14 protein-coding genes and 1 riboswitch are annotated in these 14,321 nt (G+C 44.1%); of the genes, 13 read left to right on the forward strand and 1 reads right to left on the reverse strand.

Going from position 1 to position 14,321, the window contains the following annotated elements:
• The 10 genes from ACPW7N_RS15720 (at window position 1) to ACPW7N_RS15765 (ending at window position 10,863) form a co-directional block, all read left to right on the forward strand.
• A complete protein-coding gene (locus ACPW7N_RS15720) occupies window positions 1–1,233 on the forward strand; it encodes a cyanophycinase (RefSeq protein ID WP_425652048.1) in 1,233 nt (410 codons plus the stop codon).
• Between the two features lie 64 nt (window positions 1,234–1,297).
• Window positions 1,298–2,359: a cyanophycinase gene (locus ACPW7N_RS15725; protein ID WP_425652049.1), complete on the forward strand. Its 1,062-nt coding sequence runs from the start codon at window positions 1,298–1,300 to the stop codon at window positions 2,357–2,359.
• Between the two features lie 141 nt (window positions 2,360–2,500).
• Window positions 2,501–3,100 carry a short chain dehydrogenase gene (locus tag ACPW7N_RS15730; RefSeq protein ID WP_425652050.1) on the forward strand — a complete coding sequence of 200 codons (600 nt, stop codon included), beginning with the start codon at window positions 2,501–2,503 and terminating at the stop codon, window positions 3,098–3,100.
• Between the two features lie 166 nt (window positions 3,101–3,266).
• A riboswitch (cyclic di-GMP riboswitch) is annotated at window positions 3,267–3,349 on the forward strand.
• Between the two features lie 50 nt (window positions 3,350–3,399).
• Window positions 3,400–6,651: a sensor domain-containing diguanylate cyclase gene (locus ACPW7N_RS15735; RefSeq protein WP_425652051.1), complete on the forward strand. Its 3,252-nt coding sequence runs from the start codon at window positions 3,400–3,402 to the stop codon at window positions 6,649–6,651.
• Between the two features lie 179 nt (window positions 6,652–6,830).
• Window positions 6,831–7,328 carry a GNAT family N-acetyltransferase gene (locus ACPW7N_RS15740; RefSeq protein WP_425652052.1) on the forward strand — a complete coding sequence of 166 codons (498 nt, stop codon included), beginning with the start codon at window positions 6,831–6,833 and terminating at the stop codon, window positions 7,326–7,328.
• A gap of 116 nt (window positions 7,329–7,444) precedes the next feature.
• Window positions 7,445–7,639 carry a TrmO family methyltransferase domain-containing protein gene (locus ACPW7N_RS15745; protein WP_425652067.1) on the forward strand — a complete coding sequence of 65 codons (195 nt, stop codon included), beginning with the start codon at window positions 7,445–7,447 and terminating at the stop codon, window positions 7,637–7,639.
• A 129-nt stretch (window positions 7,640–7,768) separates the two neighbouring features.
• A complete protein-coding gene (locus tag ACPW7N_RS15750; protein WP_425652053.1) occupies window positions 7,769–8,488 on the forward strand; it encodes a YebC/PmpR family DNA-binding transcriptional regulator in 720 nt (239 codons plus the stop codon).
• An 85-nt stretch (window positions 8,489–8,573) separates the two neighbouring features.
• Window positions 8,574–9,119, forward strand: a complete 546-nt coding sequence (locus ACPW7N_RS15755; RefSeq protein ID WP_425652054.1) for a P-loop nucleotide/nucleoside kinase family protein — start codon at window positions 8,574–8,576, stop codon at window positions 9,117–9,119.
• Window positions 9,110–10,033 (forward strand): helix-turn-helix transcriptional regulator, encoded by a 924-nt coding sequence (locus ACPW7N_RS15760; RefSeq protein WP_425652055.1) that lies wholly within the window; start codon window positions 9,110–9,112, stop codon window positions 10,031–10,033. Before ACPW7N_RS15755 ends, ACPW7N_RS15760 begins: the two co-directional genes overlap by 10 nt.
• Before the next feature lie 77 nt (window positions 10,034–10,110).
• A complete protein-coding gene (locus tag ACPW7N_RS15765) occupies window positions 10,111–10,863 on the forward strand; it encodes an MBL fold metallo-hydrolase (RefSeq protein ID WP_425652056.1) in 753 nt (250 codons plus the stop codon).
• A 15-nt stretch (window positions 10,864–10,878) separates the two neighbouring features.
• On the opposite strand, the gene ACPW7N_RS15770 is transcribed toward ACPW7N_RS15765, so the two are convergent.
• Entirely contained in the window at window positions 10,879–11,031 is a 153-nt protein-coding gene (locus ACPW7N_RS15770; RefSeq protein WP_425652057.1) for a hypothetical protein, read from the reverse strand.
• Between the two features lie 136 nt (window positions 11,032–11,167).
• Between ACPW7N_RS15770 and ACPW7N_RS15775 the strand changes: the two genes are divergently transcribed.
• The 3 genes from ACPW7N_RS15775 to ACPW7N_RS15785 form a co-directional block, all read left to right on the forward strand.
• Window positions 11,168–12,784 (forward strand): spore germination protein, encoded by a 1,617-nt coding sequence (locus ACPW7N_RS15775; protein WP_425652058.1) that lies wholly within the window; start codon window positions 11,168–11,170, stop codon window positions 12,782–12,784.
• A complete protein-coding gene (locus ACPW7N_RS15780; RefSeq protein ID WP_425652059.1) occupies window positions 12,774–13,973 on the forward strand; it encodes a Ger(x)C family spore germination protein in 1,200 nt (399 codons plus the stop codon). The genes ACPW7N_RS15775 and ACPW7N_RS15780 overlap by 11 nt, the downstream gene beginning before the upstream one ends.
• An 8-nt stretch (window positions 13,974–13,981) precedes the next feature.
• On the forward strand, window positions 13,982–14,321 hold a 340-nt coding region (locus tag ACPW7N_RS15785), incomplete at its 3' end, for a GerAB/ArcD/ProY family transporter (protein WP_425652060.1).

Here is a 14,321-nt window from a genome sequence, read left to right on the forward strand (position 1 = left end):
ATGTCGTTTGTGAAAGGTAACGTATCAAGGCTGTTAACTGTTTTTCTGGCGTTTGTTTTGATCATGGCTGCTTCTATGCAGGAAGGGTACGCAAACGAGAGTACGTCAGCGGCCAAAGGAACACTTGTGATTATTGGCGGCAATCTGGAAACCAACAATGCAGAAGTCTACAACCAGATGATCGAATTGGCTGGAGGCAAGGAAAGGGCGATTATCGGGATATTTCCCACTGCCAGTGGCTCCATGACTTCTTCGGAAAGCATGAAGCAAGATTTTGAAGCGTACGGCATCCCTTCTGATCGTGTCCGCATCATTGATATTACCGAAAAGAACTACCCAGATAAGGTAAACAACGCAGAGGTGGCAAAAGCTGTTTCCGAATGCACAGGACTCTTTTTCGTAGGCGGAGATCAGTCGCGGATTACCAAGGCATTTTACAATGAGGACGGGACAAATACGAAGGTGCTCGATGCGGTTTGGGAGGTTTACAAATCGGGTGGCATGATTGGGGGAACATCGGCAGGAGCAGCGATTATGTCGAATCCGATGATCCTGAATGCCACGTCACTGGAAGCGTTCGAATTGGGTGTGACCTACGATGGGGAAAAGCCTGGGTTATGGGTGACTAAAGGTCTTGGTTTCTTTGAAGGTGGGATCGTCGATCAGCACTTCAGCAAGCGAGGCCGCATTGGTCGTCTCGTGGTTGCGCTTGTTCATGAAAAAATAAACTACGGCTTTGGCATAGATGAAAATTCAGCGATGGTGGTAAAAGGCAGCGAAATTCAAGTCATCGGTGCAAGCGGCATGTTCCTGGTTGATGTATCCAAAGTAAGCACAACCAAGAGCGGCGCCTATACAAACGTGGATGTATCTTACATTGAAAAGGGTGATAAGTACAACTTTGCCACCAAGAAGTTCACCCTCGATAAATCAAAAACACTGATCCCAAAAGGGAGTGAGTATTACGAAGGGAATGCGCTGAACACGAATATCTTTGGTTCGGACGCTGCCAAGTTTGCCCTGCTGGACGATTTAGTCGATAATACGGCAGCGGAATTCCGCGGGATGGCGTTTAGTCTCGACAAGGAAAACAAGGGGAAGGGAGTAACTGTGGTATTCAGCAAAACCGCCAATACAGAGGGATATTACGATGCAACTGAATACGCCTCATCTGCCCTTCATGTCAGAATGGATATCCTTCCGATTGAAGTCAAGGTAAAAGAATTGAAATAGGTGTAATAGACGAAATGCTTGCATTGTATGAGTAGTCTACCATTTGAGTGGAGGAGTGATTTACTTGCGAACAAAATGGTCTGTCTCCAAAATGGTAATCAGCACGGTTCTCTCGGCAGGTCATCTTCTTAGCCTGGGAACGGTAACAGCAGCGCCAGCTCCTTACTCGTATTACACCCACGGCAACGCAACAGACGTCTCTACAGCAACTTCGTTCGGAGAGGTGTTCATGGGGGGAAGCACTGATGTAGATGAAGCATTTGTTTGGATGAGTGAAAAGGCAAACGGAGGTGACTTTCTCATTCTCCGTGCTTCGGGGACAGATGCCTACAACCCTTACATTTATGACCTTGCACAAACAGCCGGAACACCTTTGAATTCAGTAAATACTTTGATCGTAAATGATTTGGCAATAGCGGGTTCCCATTCTTTTGTCATCGATAAAATCAATCATGCGGAAGCCATTTTCTTTGCTGGTGGCAATCAAGCGGATTACGTAAATTTCCTGAAAGGTACTCCAGCATTAGACGCCCTCAATAATCGAATTGCCCAAGGCATTCCGTTTGGTGGCACGAGTGCCGGGCTGGCTATTCAAGGAGAACATAGCTATGATGCAATTGCCACCAAGAGCAAGACCCTTGATTCTCCTACTGCCTTGAATAATCCATACAATTCACTGATTTCCCTGACCCATGGCTTAATTGAGACACCGGTCAATGGGCACCTCATCACAGACAGTCACTTCGAACAGCGTGATCGAATGGGGCGCTTCCTTACCTTCCTCGCCAGAAATATTCAAGACGGCTTCGAAGCCGCTGACCAGGCAAAAGGCATGGCGGTGAACGAAATGACAGCCCTTCTCGTGGAACAGGACGGAACAGCAACGGTAGTTGTGCAGCCTGGGGCTACTAACCCGGGAGTGTACATGGCTCAAAGCAACCAGGCTCCATCCGTATGCCAAAATGGCACACCGCTAACCTTTACCAATATTTCGATTTACAAGCTGACAGAAGGAGATAGCTTCAATCTAAATACTTGGACCGGGTCTGGTGGATTGTCTTACAGTGTGAACGTGAACAATGGTGTAGTAACTTCGTCAACGGGCAATATATATGGAACAGAATAGCTGCAGGTAATGACTGGTCGCCTTGTCTGAAATAATGACGGGGCGGCTTTTTTATATGTGGAATAGACTGTAAAATCTCTTTACATAGCATACAGGGGTATAGTATTATCAAAACAAAAAATCTCAACTAGGAGGCAAACTATGAAAATTCTGTTACTTGGTGCAAACGGGACGATTGGGAGTGCGATTCAAAACGAACTCCAATCCAATAATGAAATCATCTCAGCAGGAAGAAGCGGGGCCGATATTGCAGTTGATATAACGTCACCAGAAAGCATTAAAGCGATGTATCAAACCGTTGGCAAAGTCGATGCCGTGATTAGCACACCGGGTCAAGTTTTTTTCGGACCGCTTTCGGAGTTAACGCCTGAAAACAACGAGATCGCAATCCAAAGCAAACTGAAAGGACAAGTTAATCTTGTTTTACTGGGAATGGACCATGTGAACGATGGGGGGAGCTTTACGTTGACGACCGGAATTACCATGGATGATCCGATCAAAGGCGGAGCATCAGCAGCCATGGCCTGTGGAGCAATTCGAGCTTTTGTCCAGGCTGCAGCAATCGAAATGCCACGGGGTATTCGGATTAACAATGTGAGCCCCAATGTCTTGGTGGAGTCATTTGAAAAGTATCGTCCGTATTTTCCCGGTTTCGAACCTGTACCTGCCAGCAGAGTAGCCTTGGCTTACCGAAAAAGCGTGGAAGGAGCTCAGACAGGACAGACCTATAAAGTATACTGAATGGCATCTCCTGCTTCCGGTTGGATTGACGAAACAGGCAGCCGATCTGTAACTGGGGCAGTGAACGAACAAAAGTATCAGATTTTTAACAATTACTTAAAATGAATTGTATTTTTAAAATCGAAGTAGTATAAAAAGAGTGTAGTTCTAAATAACTAGGTCTAATTACATAGAGGAAGCGAAGAACAGATATCTTTACTTGGGCGCTTAGATATCTGGGAGCGAGTAGCGCAACCGACCTACAGTTTTGTAGGTCTTTTTTTTCTCAAGCAGGTTTCAATCAAGGAGATGAGTTCATCATGGATTACGCTGTTTTTGTTACGATTGTCATTACTTCATACGTTTGCTTAACTGTATGGTTGAAGCGCATCCTGAAGGCAAGAGGTTATGAACAAAAACAGATTATGGGTCGATCCCAATCGTTCATCTGGGGCTTGCTTGCTCTCGTTCTTCTCTTTGGCTGGTTTTTTGTCAATCAGGCAGAAGAGGATGAAGTGGCAAAAATCAAGACACCGCTTGAAGGATTGGCCCCTGTTTTCTCCAAGATTCTGCAGGATGAAGGACATGCTCGTATACAGTTGGATACGCTCCCTTCCGACGCCCTGTATCAGCGAATGTCTGACCAAATGATCGAATGGATGAAGCTGTACCCATTTATTGAAAGTGTCTACACGATTCGCAAGCTGCCCGATGGAACGAATGTCTTGGTTGTTTGTCCGGAAGCTGACCTCAACGATAATGGCAAAATTGACTCGAGATTGGAACTTGCTGTACCGATTGGTGAGACATATCCCAATCAGCTTGCTGAATTGGAGCTGGCATTCAAAGGGGAGAGAACGTTACAAGAGACACCGTATACAGATAAATGGGGTACATGGATCAGTTCATTTGCACCAATTTATGATTCCTCTGGTAACGTAGAATCCGTACTGGGGATCGATTTTGATTACAATGAGTGGAAAGTGCGGATTGCTCATGCCCAGTTGCTTCACATGTACTTCTTGAGTGTTCCGCTAATATTATTGATCGGGTCGTATTGGATGGCATTTATGCACAGACTCAATGGCTATCAGATCATGGAAAGTCAACAACGTTACCGCCATTTGTTGAAACAATACCGAGGATTGATAGATGTATCACCTGATGCCATCATGGTTCATAATGGAAAGTTTCTGTTTGTGAATGAGAAAGGACTGCAACTGATCGGAGCAGAAACGGAAGATCAAGTACTCGGGAAAGATGTCCTGGATATTATCCATCCTGATGATAAAGAGATCATTCTCCAAAGAATCAAAGTCATTTACGATACCGGGGAAACTCAGCCACTGCAAGAAGTCAAGCTGCTTACATTGGATAATCAGATTCGTTACGTTGAAATTGCTTCAATACCCATCAAATATAACGATCATTCTGCAATCCAGGTGATTGCTAGAGATATTACGGAAAAGAAAAACATGCAGCAGGCCCTGCAAAAAAGTGAAGAGCGATTCCGAAAAATATTTGAAAAGGCCGGAATCGGAATTGGATTGCGCAAGAAGTCAGGAGAAGTCATTGAAATCAACCCGGCGTTGGAGAAAATAACTGGATTTACTCGCGAGCAACTAAAACATCTACCGATCTCCGCTATCTCAGAACCTGTGCAGCCGGAAGATGAGCTTTATGAAGAATTAATTAGTGGGAAAAGAGATTCCTATCAAGTTGAAAAATTATATTATCGCCCGGACGGACAAGTTGTCTTGGGAATTCTTACCGTCTCCCTGTTTCCTTCTGAAGATCAAACAGAAGATTATATCATCGGGCTCGTTGTAGATATTACAGAACAAAAAGAGATGCAAAAACAGTTAAGAGACAGTGAAGAAAGGTATCGTACGCTTGTCGATTATTCACCGAATGCCATTGTCGTTCACGATGGGGAAAGTTTTCTCTTTGTGAATCCTGCATGTGTAACGATCTTGGGCGCATCCTTCCATGATGAATTGATCGGACAGCCGATCATGGAGCGAATTCATCCAAACTATCGAAAATTCTCACAAGAGCGGTTGGAACTGTTACAGAAAGAAGCAAAGGCTTTGGATTGGAGCGAAGAGAAGTTCATTCGTATGGATGGAACAGTTATTGATGTAGAGGTCATGTCAACTCCATTTATTTATGAAGGCAAGCCTGTCATGCAGACAATCTTTCGAGACATCTCGGAGAAGAAGAAAGCAGAAGAAGCGTTGCACAAAGTTCAGGAGCAGTACCGTTCCGTTGTGGAACACGTGAAGGAAGTAATCTTCCAAACCGATGAACAAGGACACTGGACGTTTTTAAATCCTGCCTGGGAGGAGATCTCCGGGTTTCCCATTGCAGAAAGCTTAGGTACTTCCCTCCTTGCCTATTTGCATCCTGACGACAGGGAACGCAATCAACAGTTATTCCTGCCATTGATTGAAAAGAAACAGGATTACTGCCGACAGGAAATTCGCCTCCTGACGAGACAGGGAGGATTCCGGTGGATCGAGGTTTTTGCCCGTCTGACACGGGATGAACTAGGCCAAGTGATTGGTACATCGGGCACACTCAATGACGTGACCCAACGCAAAGAGGCTGAGGATGAGATACGGAGAAGTGAGGAGCGTTTCCGTTTGTTAACGGAGTATTCGAGTGATCTGATTACCTTGATTGATGGTAAAGGAAAAATACTCTATGCCTCTCCTGCTTGTGAAGAAATTCTGCAGTATAAGGCAGAAACCGTTGTCGGGGATGATCTGGAAAAGTATATCCATCCCGATGATTATGAAATGGTAAGGGAACATGCCAACAAGATGGTTCGGGATGATTACAGCGTCCTTACCTATCGGGTAAAGCGAAACGACGGAGAATATGTCTGGATTGAATCGTCTATCAAATTGTGGAACAAAGATGATCAACAGGATATACAGTATATTTCGGTCAATCGAAATATTCATGAACGCAAGCTGGCAGAACGAAAATTGCAAGAGGCAAATGAATTGTTGCAGCAACTGTCTACTATTGATGGGTTGACAGGTGTTTCCAATCGGCGTACCTTTGATGAGAAGATCACTATTGAATGGAATCGCTCCTTGAGACACTCATCTCCTTTGTCCTTGATTATGATGGACATTGATTTTTTCAAGGCGTATAACGATACTTACGGCCATCAAGGCGGAGATGAATGTTTGAAAATCGTAGCTTCCACAATAAAAAATTCAGTTGAACGATCTGCGGATATCGTCTGCCGTTATGGAGGAGAAGAGTTCGTGGCGATCCTGCCAGATACGGATGAACCAGGAGCAAAGCAGGTCGCTGAAAATATCAGGGCGGCCATTGAAGCGTTAGAGATCCCGCACATTGGTTCCAAAATAGCCAGCTATGTTACCTTGAGTCTAGGTACTGCTACGATGGTACCAATTATTAACGCTCAGCCTTCTGATCTAGTAGAAGCAGCTGACAAGGCACTCTACCATGCTAAACAGAGAGGTAGAAATCAGGTGCGTTCCTACGAAAGTACTTTTCATGATGAATCCCAAGATAATCAAAATAGAAGATGAACGAGTCAATATTTGAGGCCATGCTAACAGATTCATTCCAGGTCAGCTACAGCGAGGCTGATCAAGCACTCTACGATTCCAAGAAAAATGGACGCAATTGCATTACGGTAGTCGACTAGACAATGCGATTAAACAAAGGGAAAAAAACAGTGGAACCAAATGGAGGAAGGGGAAAAAACATGGCTCAGGAGATTTGGACAAGAGAAGACGGATTTTTTATTTCGATGGAAAAACAGTACCTGGATCGCAGTTTGATCCACAACTTTTTAAGTGAACATTCGTACTGGGCAAAAGGAATTGCCAGAGAGTTGGTTGAGAAATGCATTGAAAACTCGGCAGTATGCTATGGAATTTATCAGGGAAATCCCGCAGAGGATCCGCAAGCGAAACAGGTAGGGTTCGCCCGGGTCGTATCAGATTTCGTTCGCTTTTCCTGGTTGGGAGATGTTTTTGTCCTTCCAGAATATCGTGGACTCGAACTGGGAAAATGGCTGGTTGGCGTGATTGTGGAGCACCCGTATTTGAAGGGAACCTCGTTTAATCTGGGAACAGCCGATGCCCATACCCTGTACAATAAATTCGGGTTTGCTGCTTTGGATAAGCCGGAAAACAGGTTGGCACGCCCGCTTAACTGGGATTTGGTTAATTCCGCTTATCAACTGCAGAATAAAGCATGATCGAATCGAGGTGAGCTTATGATGACAAATCAGACGATTGCTTTAGAACCGATTGGTTATGTTGTCGAGGGGCGCTCTGAAGTGAAGGATGACTTCTGGGGAAAGCGCGACCAAACCTGCTTGGGCTGTCCCGCTGCAAAATCATCAAGGTTGACGGACTGAAAATAACTGTACAAGCCCTGGATGCGGTTAAAGATTCCCCGGTCCTGGATATAAAACCATATCTAGCAGAATTCGGGCCAATTGGGGAAGTCAAGCAGCCTGCATGGTCACATGAGCTGATGCGAAATTATTATTTGGACGAAAATTGAGCAGAATCAACCGATTAATTGTCATTTTTACGATTTCGATTATAAAAAATAAAACAATTGAGGTATAATAGTTTCTTGTGAAGGAAGGCAGTTATACCTATTTTGAGCATTGAAAGAGAGTGGAACAGTATGGGTCGTAAGTGGAACAATATTAAAGAAAAAAAAGCATCAAAAGATGCAGGCACAAGTCGTATATACGCTAAGTTTGGAAAAGAAATTTATGTAGCAGCGAAGCAAGGTGAACCAAACCCGGAATCCAACCGTGCATTAAAGGTAGTTCTAGAGCGTGCGAAAACCTATAATGTTCCCAAAGCCATTATTGACCGCGCCATTGAAAAAGCAAAAGGCAATTCAGATGAGACCTATGTGGAACTTCGTTATGAAGGCTTCGGACCAAATGGCTCCATGGTAATTGTCGATGCTTTGACAAATAACGTGAACCGCACAGCACCAGAAGTACGTGCGGCATTCAATAAAAACGGTGGAAACATGGGCGTAAGTGGATCAGTTGCCTATATGTTTGATGCTACCGCTGTAATCGGTGTAGATGGAAAAACAGGAGAAGAAGCGCTTGAAATTCTGATGGAAGCAGATGTAGACGTGCGTGACATTCTCGAAGAAGATAATTCGGTTATCGTTTATGCGGAACCTGATCAGTTCCATGCGGTGCAAGAGGCATTCAAGAATGCTGGTGTTACGGAATTTAGCGTTGCTGAACTTTCCATGCTTGCACAAAACGAAGTAACACTTTCAGAAGACGTTCAAGCACAATTTGAAAAACTGATTGATGCCCTGGAAGATTTGGACGATGTGCAGCAGGTGTATCATAACGTTGATTTAGGCGAATAATCGCTAGGAAGCAGACCTTTGTTTTGAGACAAGCGTCTGCTTTTCTTTTTTATAGTAGAATCTCGATATAGGGGAGGGAGAAATCATGATCATAATGATCAATGGGGCGTTTGGTGTTGGGAAGACGACGGTTGCACAGAAGCTGTTAACTCGTCTGGAAAATAGCATGCTGTACGATCCGGAAATCGTCGGGTTTATGCTTCGGGCCATCATAACCGAAGATGTGAAAAAACCAGAAGAAAAGACCGAGGACTTTCAGGATCTGACACTCTGGCGAGAACTGACGGTGGACGTTGCGAAATCGCTCGTCAGGCACTACAACAAAAATCTGATTGTCCCGATGACGATCTGCAATCAGGCGTATTTCGAGTACATACGCAAAGGATTTCAGGAAATTGATGAACAAACATTTCATTTTTGCCTGATTGCGAGTGAGCAAACGATCCATGAACGTCTGCGAAAGCGGGGTGAGGCAGAAGGAAATTGGTGTTTTCAGCAGACAAAGAGGTGTGTAGAGGCTTTTACCGAACCATGCTTTGATGAGCGAATTCCTGTAGATCATGTGAATGCTGACGAGGTTGTTGATACAATTGTAGCAAATCTTACGAATGGGAGGAAACATTGCGAGTAAACCGATTGCTGTCCATGCTACTGATCATCTCAAAGAAACGACTGGTTACCGGCAAAGAGCTTTCCGAACATTTTGAAGTATCCGTCCGAACGATTTATCGTGATATTGAAAAAATAAGTGAAGCCGGCATCCCGATTGCCTCCCTTGGTGGAAAGGGAGGGGGCTACTACATCATGGAAAACTATAGTATCGATAATTTGTTTCTTAATAAAAAGGAAGCTCAAACCTTCTTGTCCGTCATGGGAAACCTGAATTTTTTGTTTGGAAAAAATACGGTCTTTAATGACATCATTATGAAGTTCGAGAACACGTATAAGCAAAAAGGAAAAAACACCGATAAGCTGACGATCAATATGTCTCATTTTCATATGGAAAATGAACTAAAGGAGTATCTTTCCTTGATGGATCATTGTATAGAGGAAAGCAGGCTCATGATTTTTGAGTACTGGAATCGAAAGATGGAGTATGAAGAGAGAACGGTGGAACCGATCCAACTCTCCTTTTCCAGTGGTCATTGGTATCTGTCTGCTTTTTGCAGGAACCGAAATGACTATCGAAGATTCAAGCTGGTGCGGGTTCGCAATCCTCGGATAGGCACTGAATTCAACAAGAGGGCACTTACGCAAGCAGAAATAAACCAAATCTATCGGGAAAGCTATCTCAGGGGAAGTATTTTGGTCACCTTAAAGTTTTCCAAACAGATCGGTGAGCATTTGATTGAACATTTTAGCAGAGACTGTATTACTCAAACTGAGGATGATGCGTTCCTTGTCGTTGATCAGTTTCCCTATGATGATGGCCTGATCAAGTTCATTTTGAGCTTCGGCAAAGAATGTGAAGTACTGGAGCCACTCTATTTGCGAGAGGCAACCCAGAACTATTTAGAAGAATTAGTACGCAAATACAATGACTGACACAATGGTGTCAGTCTATTTGTTTTAGAATCTCCTTATAACAACCGTGAAGGGTATCAGTAAGGAGAGATGCAGTCGTGCAAAAACAGGAACTAGCAGAGGGAATGATCCTCTATACATTCGAACCAGATCCGGGAAGACATTTCGGCTACAATATCATTGCTCTCATCGACGAAAAGAGAGCCCTTTTGATCGATACGGGCTATGAACGGCACGCAATTCAAGTGCTTCAAGATCTCCAAAACCAGGGAGTCGTCATCGAGGAAGTAGTCTTGTCGCATTTTCATAATGACCATATGTTTGGATTGAAGGTGTTGCCTGATGTGTCAGTGACAGGAAGCAGTCGTTACAGGACAACACTTGATTTATGGACACCACCAGAAGAACAAGGTCAATTTATTCCCAAGACGCTTGTTGAAGGAACAGCAGAAATCAACTTTGGAAAGCATCATCTGCTTCTCTCGGTATTCCCCGGCCATTCGGAATGTACCATGCTGATCCAAATAAACCAAGAATACCTGCACATTGCGGATGAAATCATGTTTTCAAATGACGGAGAACCGCTGCTTCCATCGGTTGATTTCCGTAGTTCCGTTGCACGCCACCGGGAGTCATTGGAGAAATTACAGGCATACAGTTATTTGACGATGATTCCAGCTCATGGAAGAGTATTTCAAGGAAAGGAAACGATAGAAAGAGAGATTACTAACAGGCTCGTCTATTTGCAAGCCATTGAGTCTAGTACTAGACAACTCACCTATGAAGAGGCTACAGCCCAATGCGATTGTGAATTTCTACATCCGGAGTGGTTCAAAAATGCATATCGGTAGGGAAAAAACTTCAAGTTAATACTTTATTTTCTTCGTTTTCCCACCAATCAGAAACCAAAAAATGACCGGAGACAGCAGGTTGGCTGCAAAAACAAAGGTGACGAACGACCAGATCAACCATTTTGTATTTAGGACATTGATATAAAACCACGAATGATAGAAATCCATGAAAACCCACCCTTCTGCCTCATCCACGTCGTTTCTACCCATCATATCCATTTCAGTGTGCTACCAGTCGTTTAATGGGAATAATTTCTAACGGCATAGGAAATAAAAGGGATAAAGCAGATAAAAGAGGTTATCTATGCAAAACAATATCATCGAACTCCTGCATCGGGATTTTGACCCCGAATTACAAAAGAATAAAGAAACGTTGCGAGAAATACTGAATGAAAGTGCTGATTTGGTAAAACGAGAGTTTGTGTTTCACGGAAAATCAGATGTCCCAGGAATATGCTTGTTTGTTGACGGGCTGGTAGACAGCAAGCAGATTGATACCGCCTTAAAATCGTTGGTGCTCTATGCCGAAGAATTGGATCAACATGTGCACGAAGAAGCTGATTTGGAAGCGATCCGTTTGCACATTTTGACAAAACCTTCTGCAATGACAGTCCGCTCATTTAAAGAAGCCATTGAAGCAATCCTGTCTGGAGATACGCTGATTTTGCTGGATGGGTGCGAGAAGGGTTTACTTTTTTCCAGCCGTCAGTGGGAAAAAAGAGGGGTAGAAGAGCCGCCTTCTGAGACAGTGATCCGTGGGCCAAGGGACGGATTTACAGAAAATATCAGAGTGAACACTTCACTGGTACGCAGACGTATCAAGGATCCTGCCCTGCGCATTGAGAGTATGAAGGTGGGCAAAAAATCGAGAACGGACATCAATATTGCCTATATAAAAGGGACTGTGAAAGAAGGTCTGGTAGACGAAGTCACAAACAGATTGCAGCGGATAAAAATAGATGCCGTCCTCGAAAGCGGTTATATTGAGGAATTGATCGAAGACGCTCCGCTCTCACCATTGCCTACGATTCAAAGCACAGAGAGACCCGATAAAGTAGCTGCTGCCTTGCTTGAAGGAAGAGTGGCGATATTTGTTGACAATACGCCATTTGTCTTGATTGTTCCAACGTCTTTCTGGCAGTACATTCAAGCTACCGATGATTATTATTCACGGTACTGGGTTGGATCGTTTTTTCGGCTGATTCGCTATTTCGCACTGGCAATCAGCCTGACGTTGCCTTCTATCTATGTACTGCTAGCTACCTTTCATCAGGAAATGATTCCTACCACCCTTGCCCTGACGATCGCCTCAGGTCGCGAGGTTGTTCCGTTTCCAGCCTTATTTGAGGCGGTTGTTATGGAGCTTGTCTTTGAATTAATGAGAGAAGCGGGATTGCGAATGCCCAAACAAATCGGTTCTGCCATCAGTATTGTCGGTTCTCTGGTAATCGGGCAAGCAGCCGTGCAAGCTGGTATTGTAGGACCTACCATCCTGATTATCGTCGCTATTACGGCGATTGCTTCATTCGCAATCCCAAACTACGCTGCATCATTTTCCATTCGAATTCTACGCTTCCCCTTATTACTTGCGTCAGGAACCATGGGACTGGTCGGGTTTGGATCCGTGTTTTCCATTATCATTTTACATGCGTTGTCCATACGCTCTTTTGGAGAGTCCTACCTGGCACCAGCAACACCTTTTCGCCCGAGTGATCAGAAAGACATTTTATTGCGACTGCCCTGGTGGAGTCTCACAAAATTACCGCAAATGGCAGAAGGTGATGAACAGCGAATGGGTGACAATCAAATGCCGAAACCACCATCACAACAGAATAACAATAACAATACCGATACTTCTTCCTGGGGGAATTTGCGGTCCAAATTGAAACGTCATAAGGAGAATTCAGAGGATGACAAATAAATTATTTCGTCTCATCACCTTCCTTCTGTGTTGCTCTCTTCTGGCAGGCTGTTTAGGAAAAATGGAGATAAATGATATGGCTATGGTCATGGCGGTAGGGCTTGATAAAGGAGAGAAGCCGGGCATGTTCAAAATCACGGCTGAAATTGCGAGACCTGGTGATGCAAGGGGGTCAACAGGGGCACCGACGGGACAAACAGGGGAACCGATCTACTCGGTTGTCGCAGAGGGTAAGAGTATCTTTGAGGCCATCCGCAATTTGGCCCGATTTACTTCTCGCAGGATCTTTTGGGCGCATAATTTTATCATCGTCATTAACGAGGATCTCGCCAGACAAGGGATACACGAGATTATTGACTTTTTCAGTCGCAATCATGAGCTGCGGATGAGAACCTGGGTTGTAGTTACTCCTGAGAAAGCAGGTGAAGTGGTTTCCACGATTACCGGTATGGACGTAATTCCTGGACAATCGATGGACAAGCTGTTTCGTTACAGCGAGATTGTGGCAGAAGCCCCCAAAACCGATTTGATGACCTTGCAGGCAGCTTATCTCAGCCATACCACTCATCCCATTCTGGCACGGGTTGTCTTGAAAGAGCGAGGGATATCCAACAAAAAACCAGAAGAATTCGGATCGATCAAGCAGGTTGAATTATCGGGGACTGGCGTTTTTCATGATGACAAGCTGATAGGCGTGTTAAACCCCAATCAGACGAGGGGCTTATTATGGTTTGTTGAAAATGTCAAATCATCAATCGTGACCTTGCCTTGTCCGGAGGATCCGAAAAGCTCGATAACCTTTGAATTAAAAGATCAATCCTTTGACCTGACTCCTCACTTTGAAGAGGGGAACGTATCTTTTACGGCCAACTTGACGACTTATGGAGATATGGTTGAAGTAGGTTGTACAGTTACTGAAGATCAACAGAAATTGATGAAAGAGATGGAAAGAGAATTAGAGACCGTATTGAAAAAGGAAATTGAGGAAGTGGTACGGTTGGCTCAAAAAAAATACAAATCAGACTTTATGGAACTCGGCAAGGTATTCCAGAATCGTTATCCTCAAGAATGGAAAGTGTTAAAGGACAGTTGGGATGAAGAGCTTGTTCAGGCGAAATTCGATATAGTAGTCAAGGCTGAAATCAATAGCCCCGTTTTACTGGAACAGCAATTACGATCTGGGAAATGAGGAAATCGATGAAAATTCAGATATCCAATGGCATGTTCATTGCGCTGATCATAAACATGGTTTATCCCAAAGCAGTAGGGGTCACACAAGGCATTATGGCAAGGGAAGTGGATGGCGATTTTTGGTTATCTACAGTTTTTGCCACGATCCAGGGCGTGCTCGCCATTCTCATGGTCGTTTGGCTAATCAAAAGAACACCTGACAAAAATATTTTTGATCAGAGTGAAATTCTACTAGGTAAATGGGGAGGAAAAATTGTCAGCCTGCTGATTTTTCTGTTTTTCCTTGGTGCATTTGGTTCTGTCATGATCACCTTCGTCTATCATATGATGGATTATTTCATGCCAG

Origin of the sequence: Brevibacillus nigriterrae, from assembly GCF_049846925.1 — a bacterium.
Lineage (GTDB): Bacteria > Bacillota > Bacilli > Brevibacillales > Brevibacillaceae > Brevibacillus_H.

What these genes read in the sequence shown, in the direction of transcription:
- ACPW7N_RS15735 (WP_425652051.1), top strand. Translation starts at nt 3,400, where the DNA reads ATGGATTACGCTGTTTTTGTTACGATTGTCATTACTTCATACGTTTGC.
- ACPW7N_RS15770 (WP_425652057.1), bottom strand. Translation starts at nt 11,031, where the DNA reads ATGGATTTCTATCATTCGTGGTTTTATATCAATGTCCTAAATACAAAA.
- ACPW7N_RS15720 (WP_425652048.1), top strand. Translation starts at nt 1, where the DNA reads ATGTCGTTTGTGAAAGGTAACGTATCAAGGCTGTTAACTGTTTTTCTG.
- ACPW7N_RS15780 (WP_425652059.1), top strand. Translation starts at nt 12,774, where the DNA reads ATGACAAATAAATTATTTCGTCTCATCACCTTCCTTCTGTGTTGCTCT.
- ACPW7N_RS15775 (WP_425652058.1), top strand. Translation starts at nt 11,168, where the DNA reads ATGCAAAACAATATCATCGAACTCCTGCATCGGGATTTTGACCCCGAA.
- ACPW7N_RS15730 (WP_425652050.1), top strand. Translation starts at nt 2,501, where the DNA reads ATGAAAATTCTGTTACTTGGTGCAAACGGGACGATTGGGAGTGCGATT.
- ACPW7N_RS15740 (WP_425652052.1), top strand. Translation starts at nt 6,831, where the DNA reads ATGGCTCAGGAGATTTGGACAAGAGAAGACGGATTTTTTATTTCGATG.
- ACPW7N_RS15750 (WP_425652053.1), top strand. Translation starts at nt 7,769, where the DNA reads ATGGGTCGTAAGTGGAACAATATTAAAGAAAAAAAAGCATCAAAAGAT.
- ACPW7N_RS15755 (WP_425652054.1), top strand. Translation starts at nt 8,574, where the DNA reads ATGATCATAATGATCAATGGGGCGTTTGGTGTTGGGAAGACGACGGTT.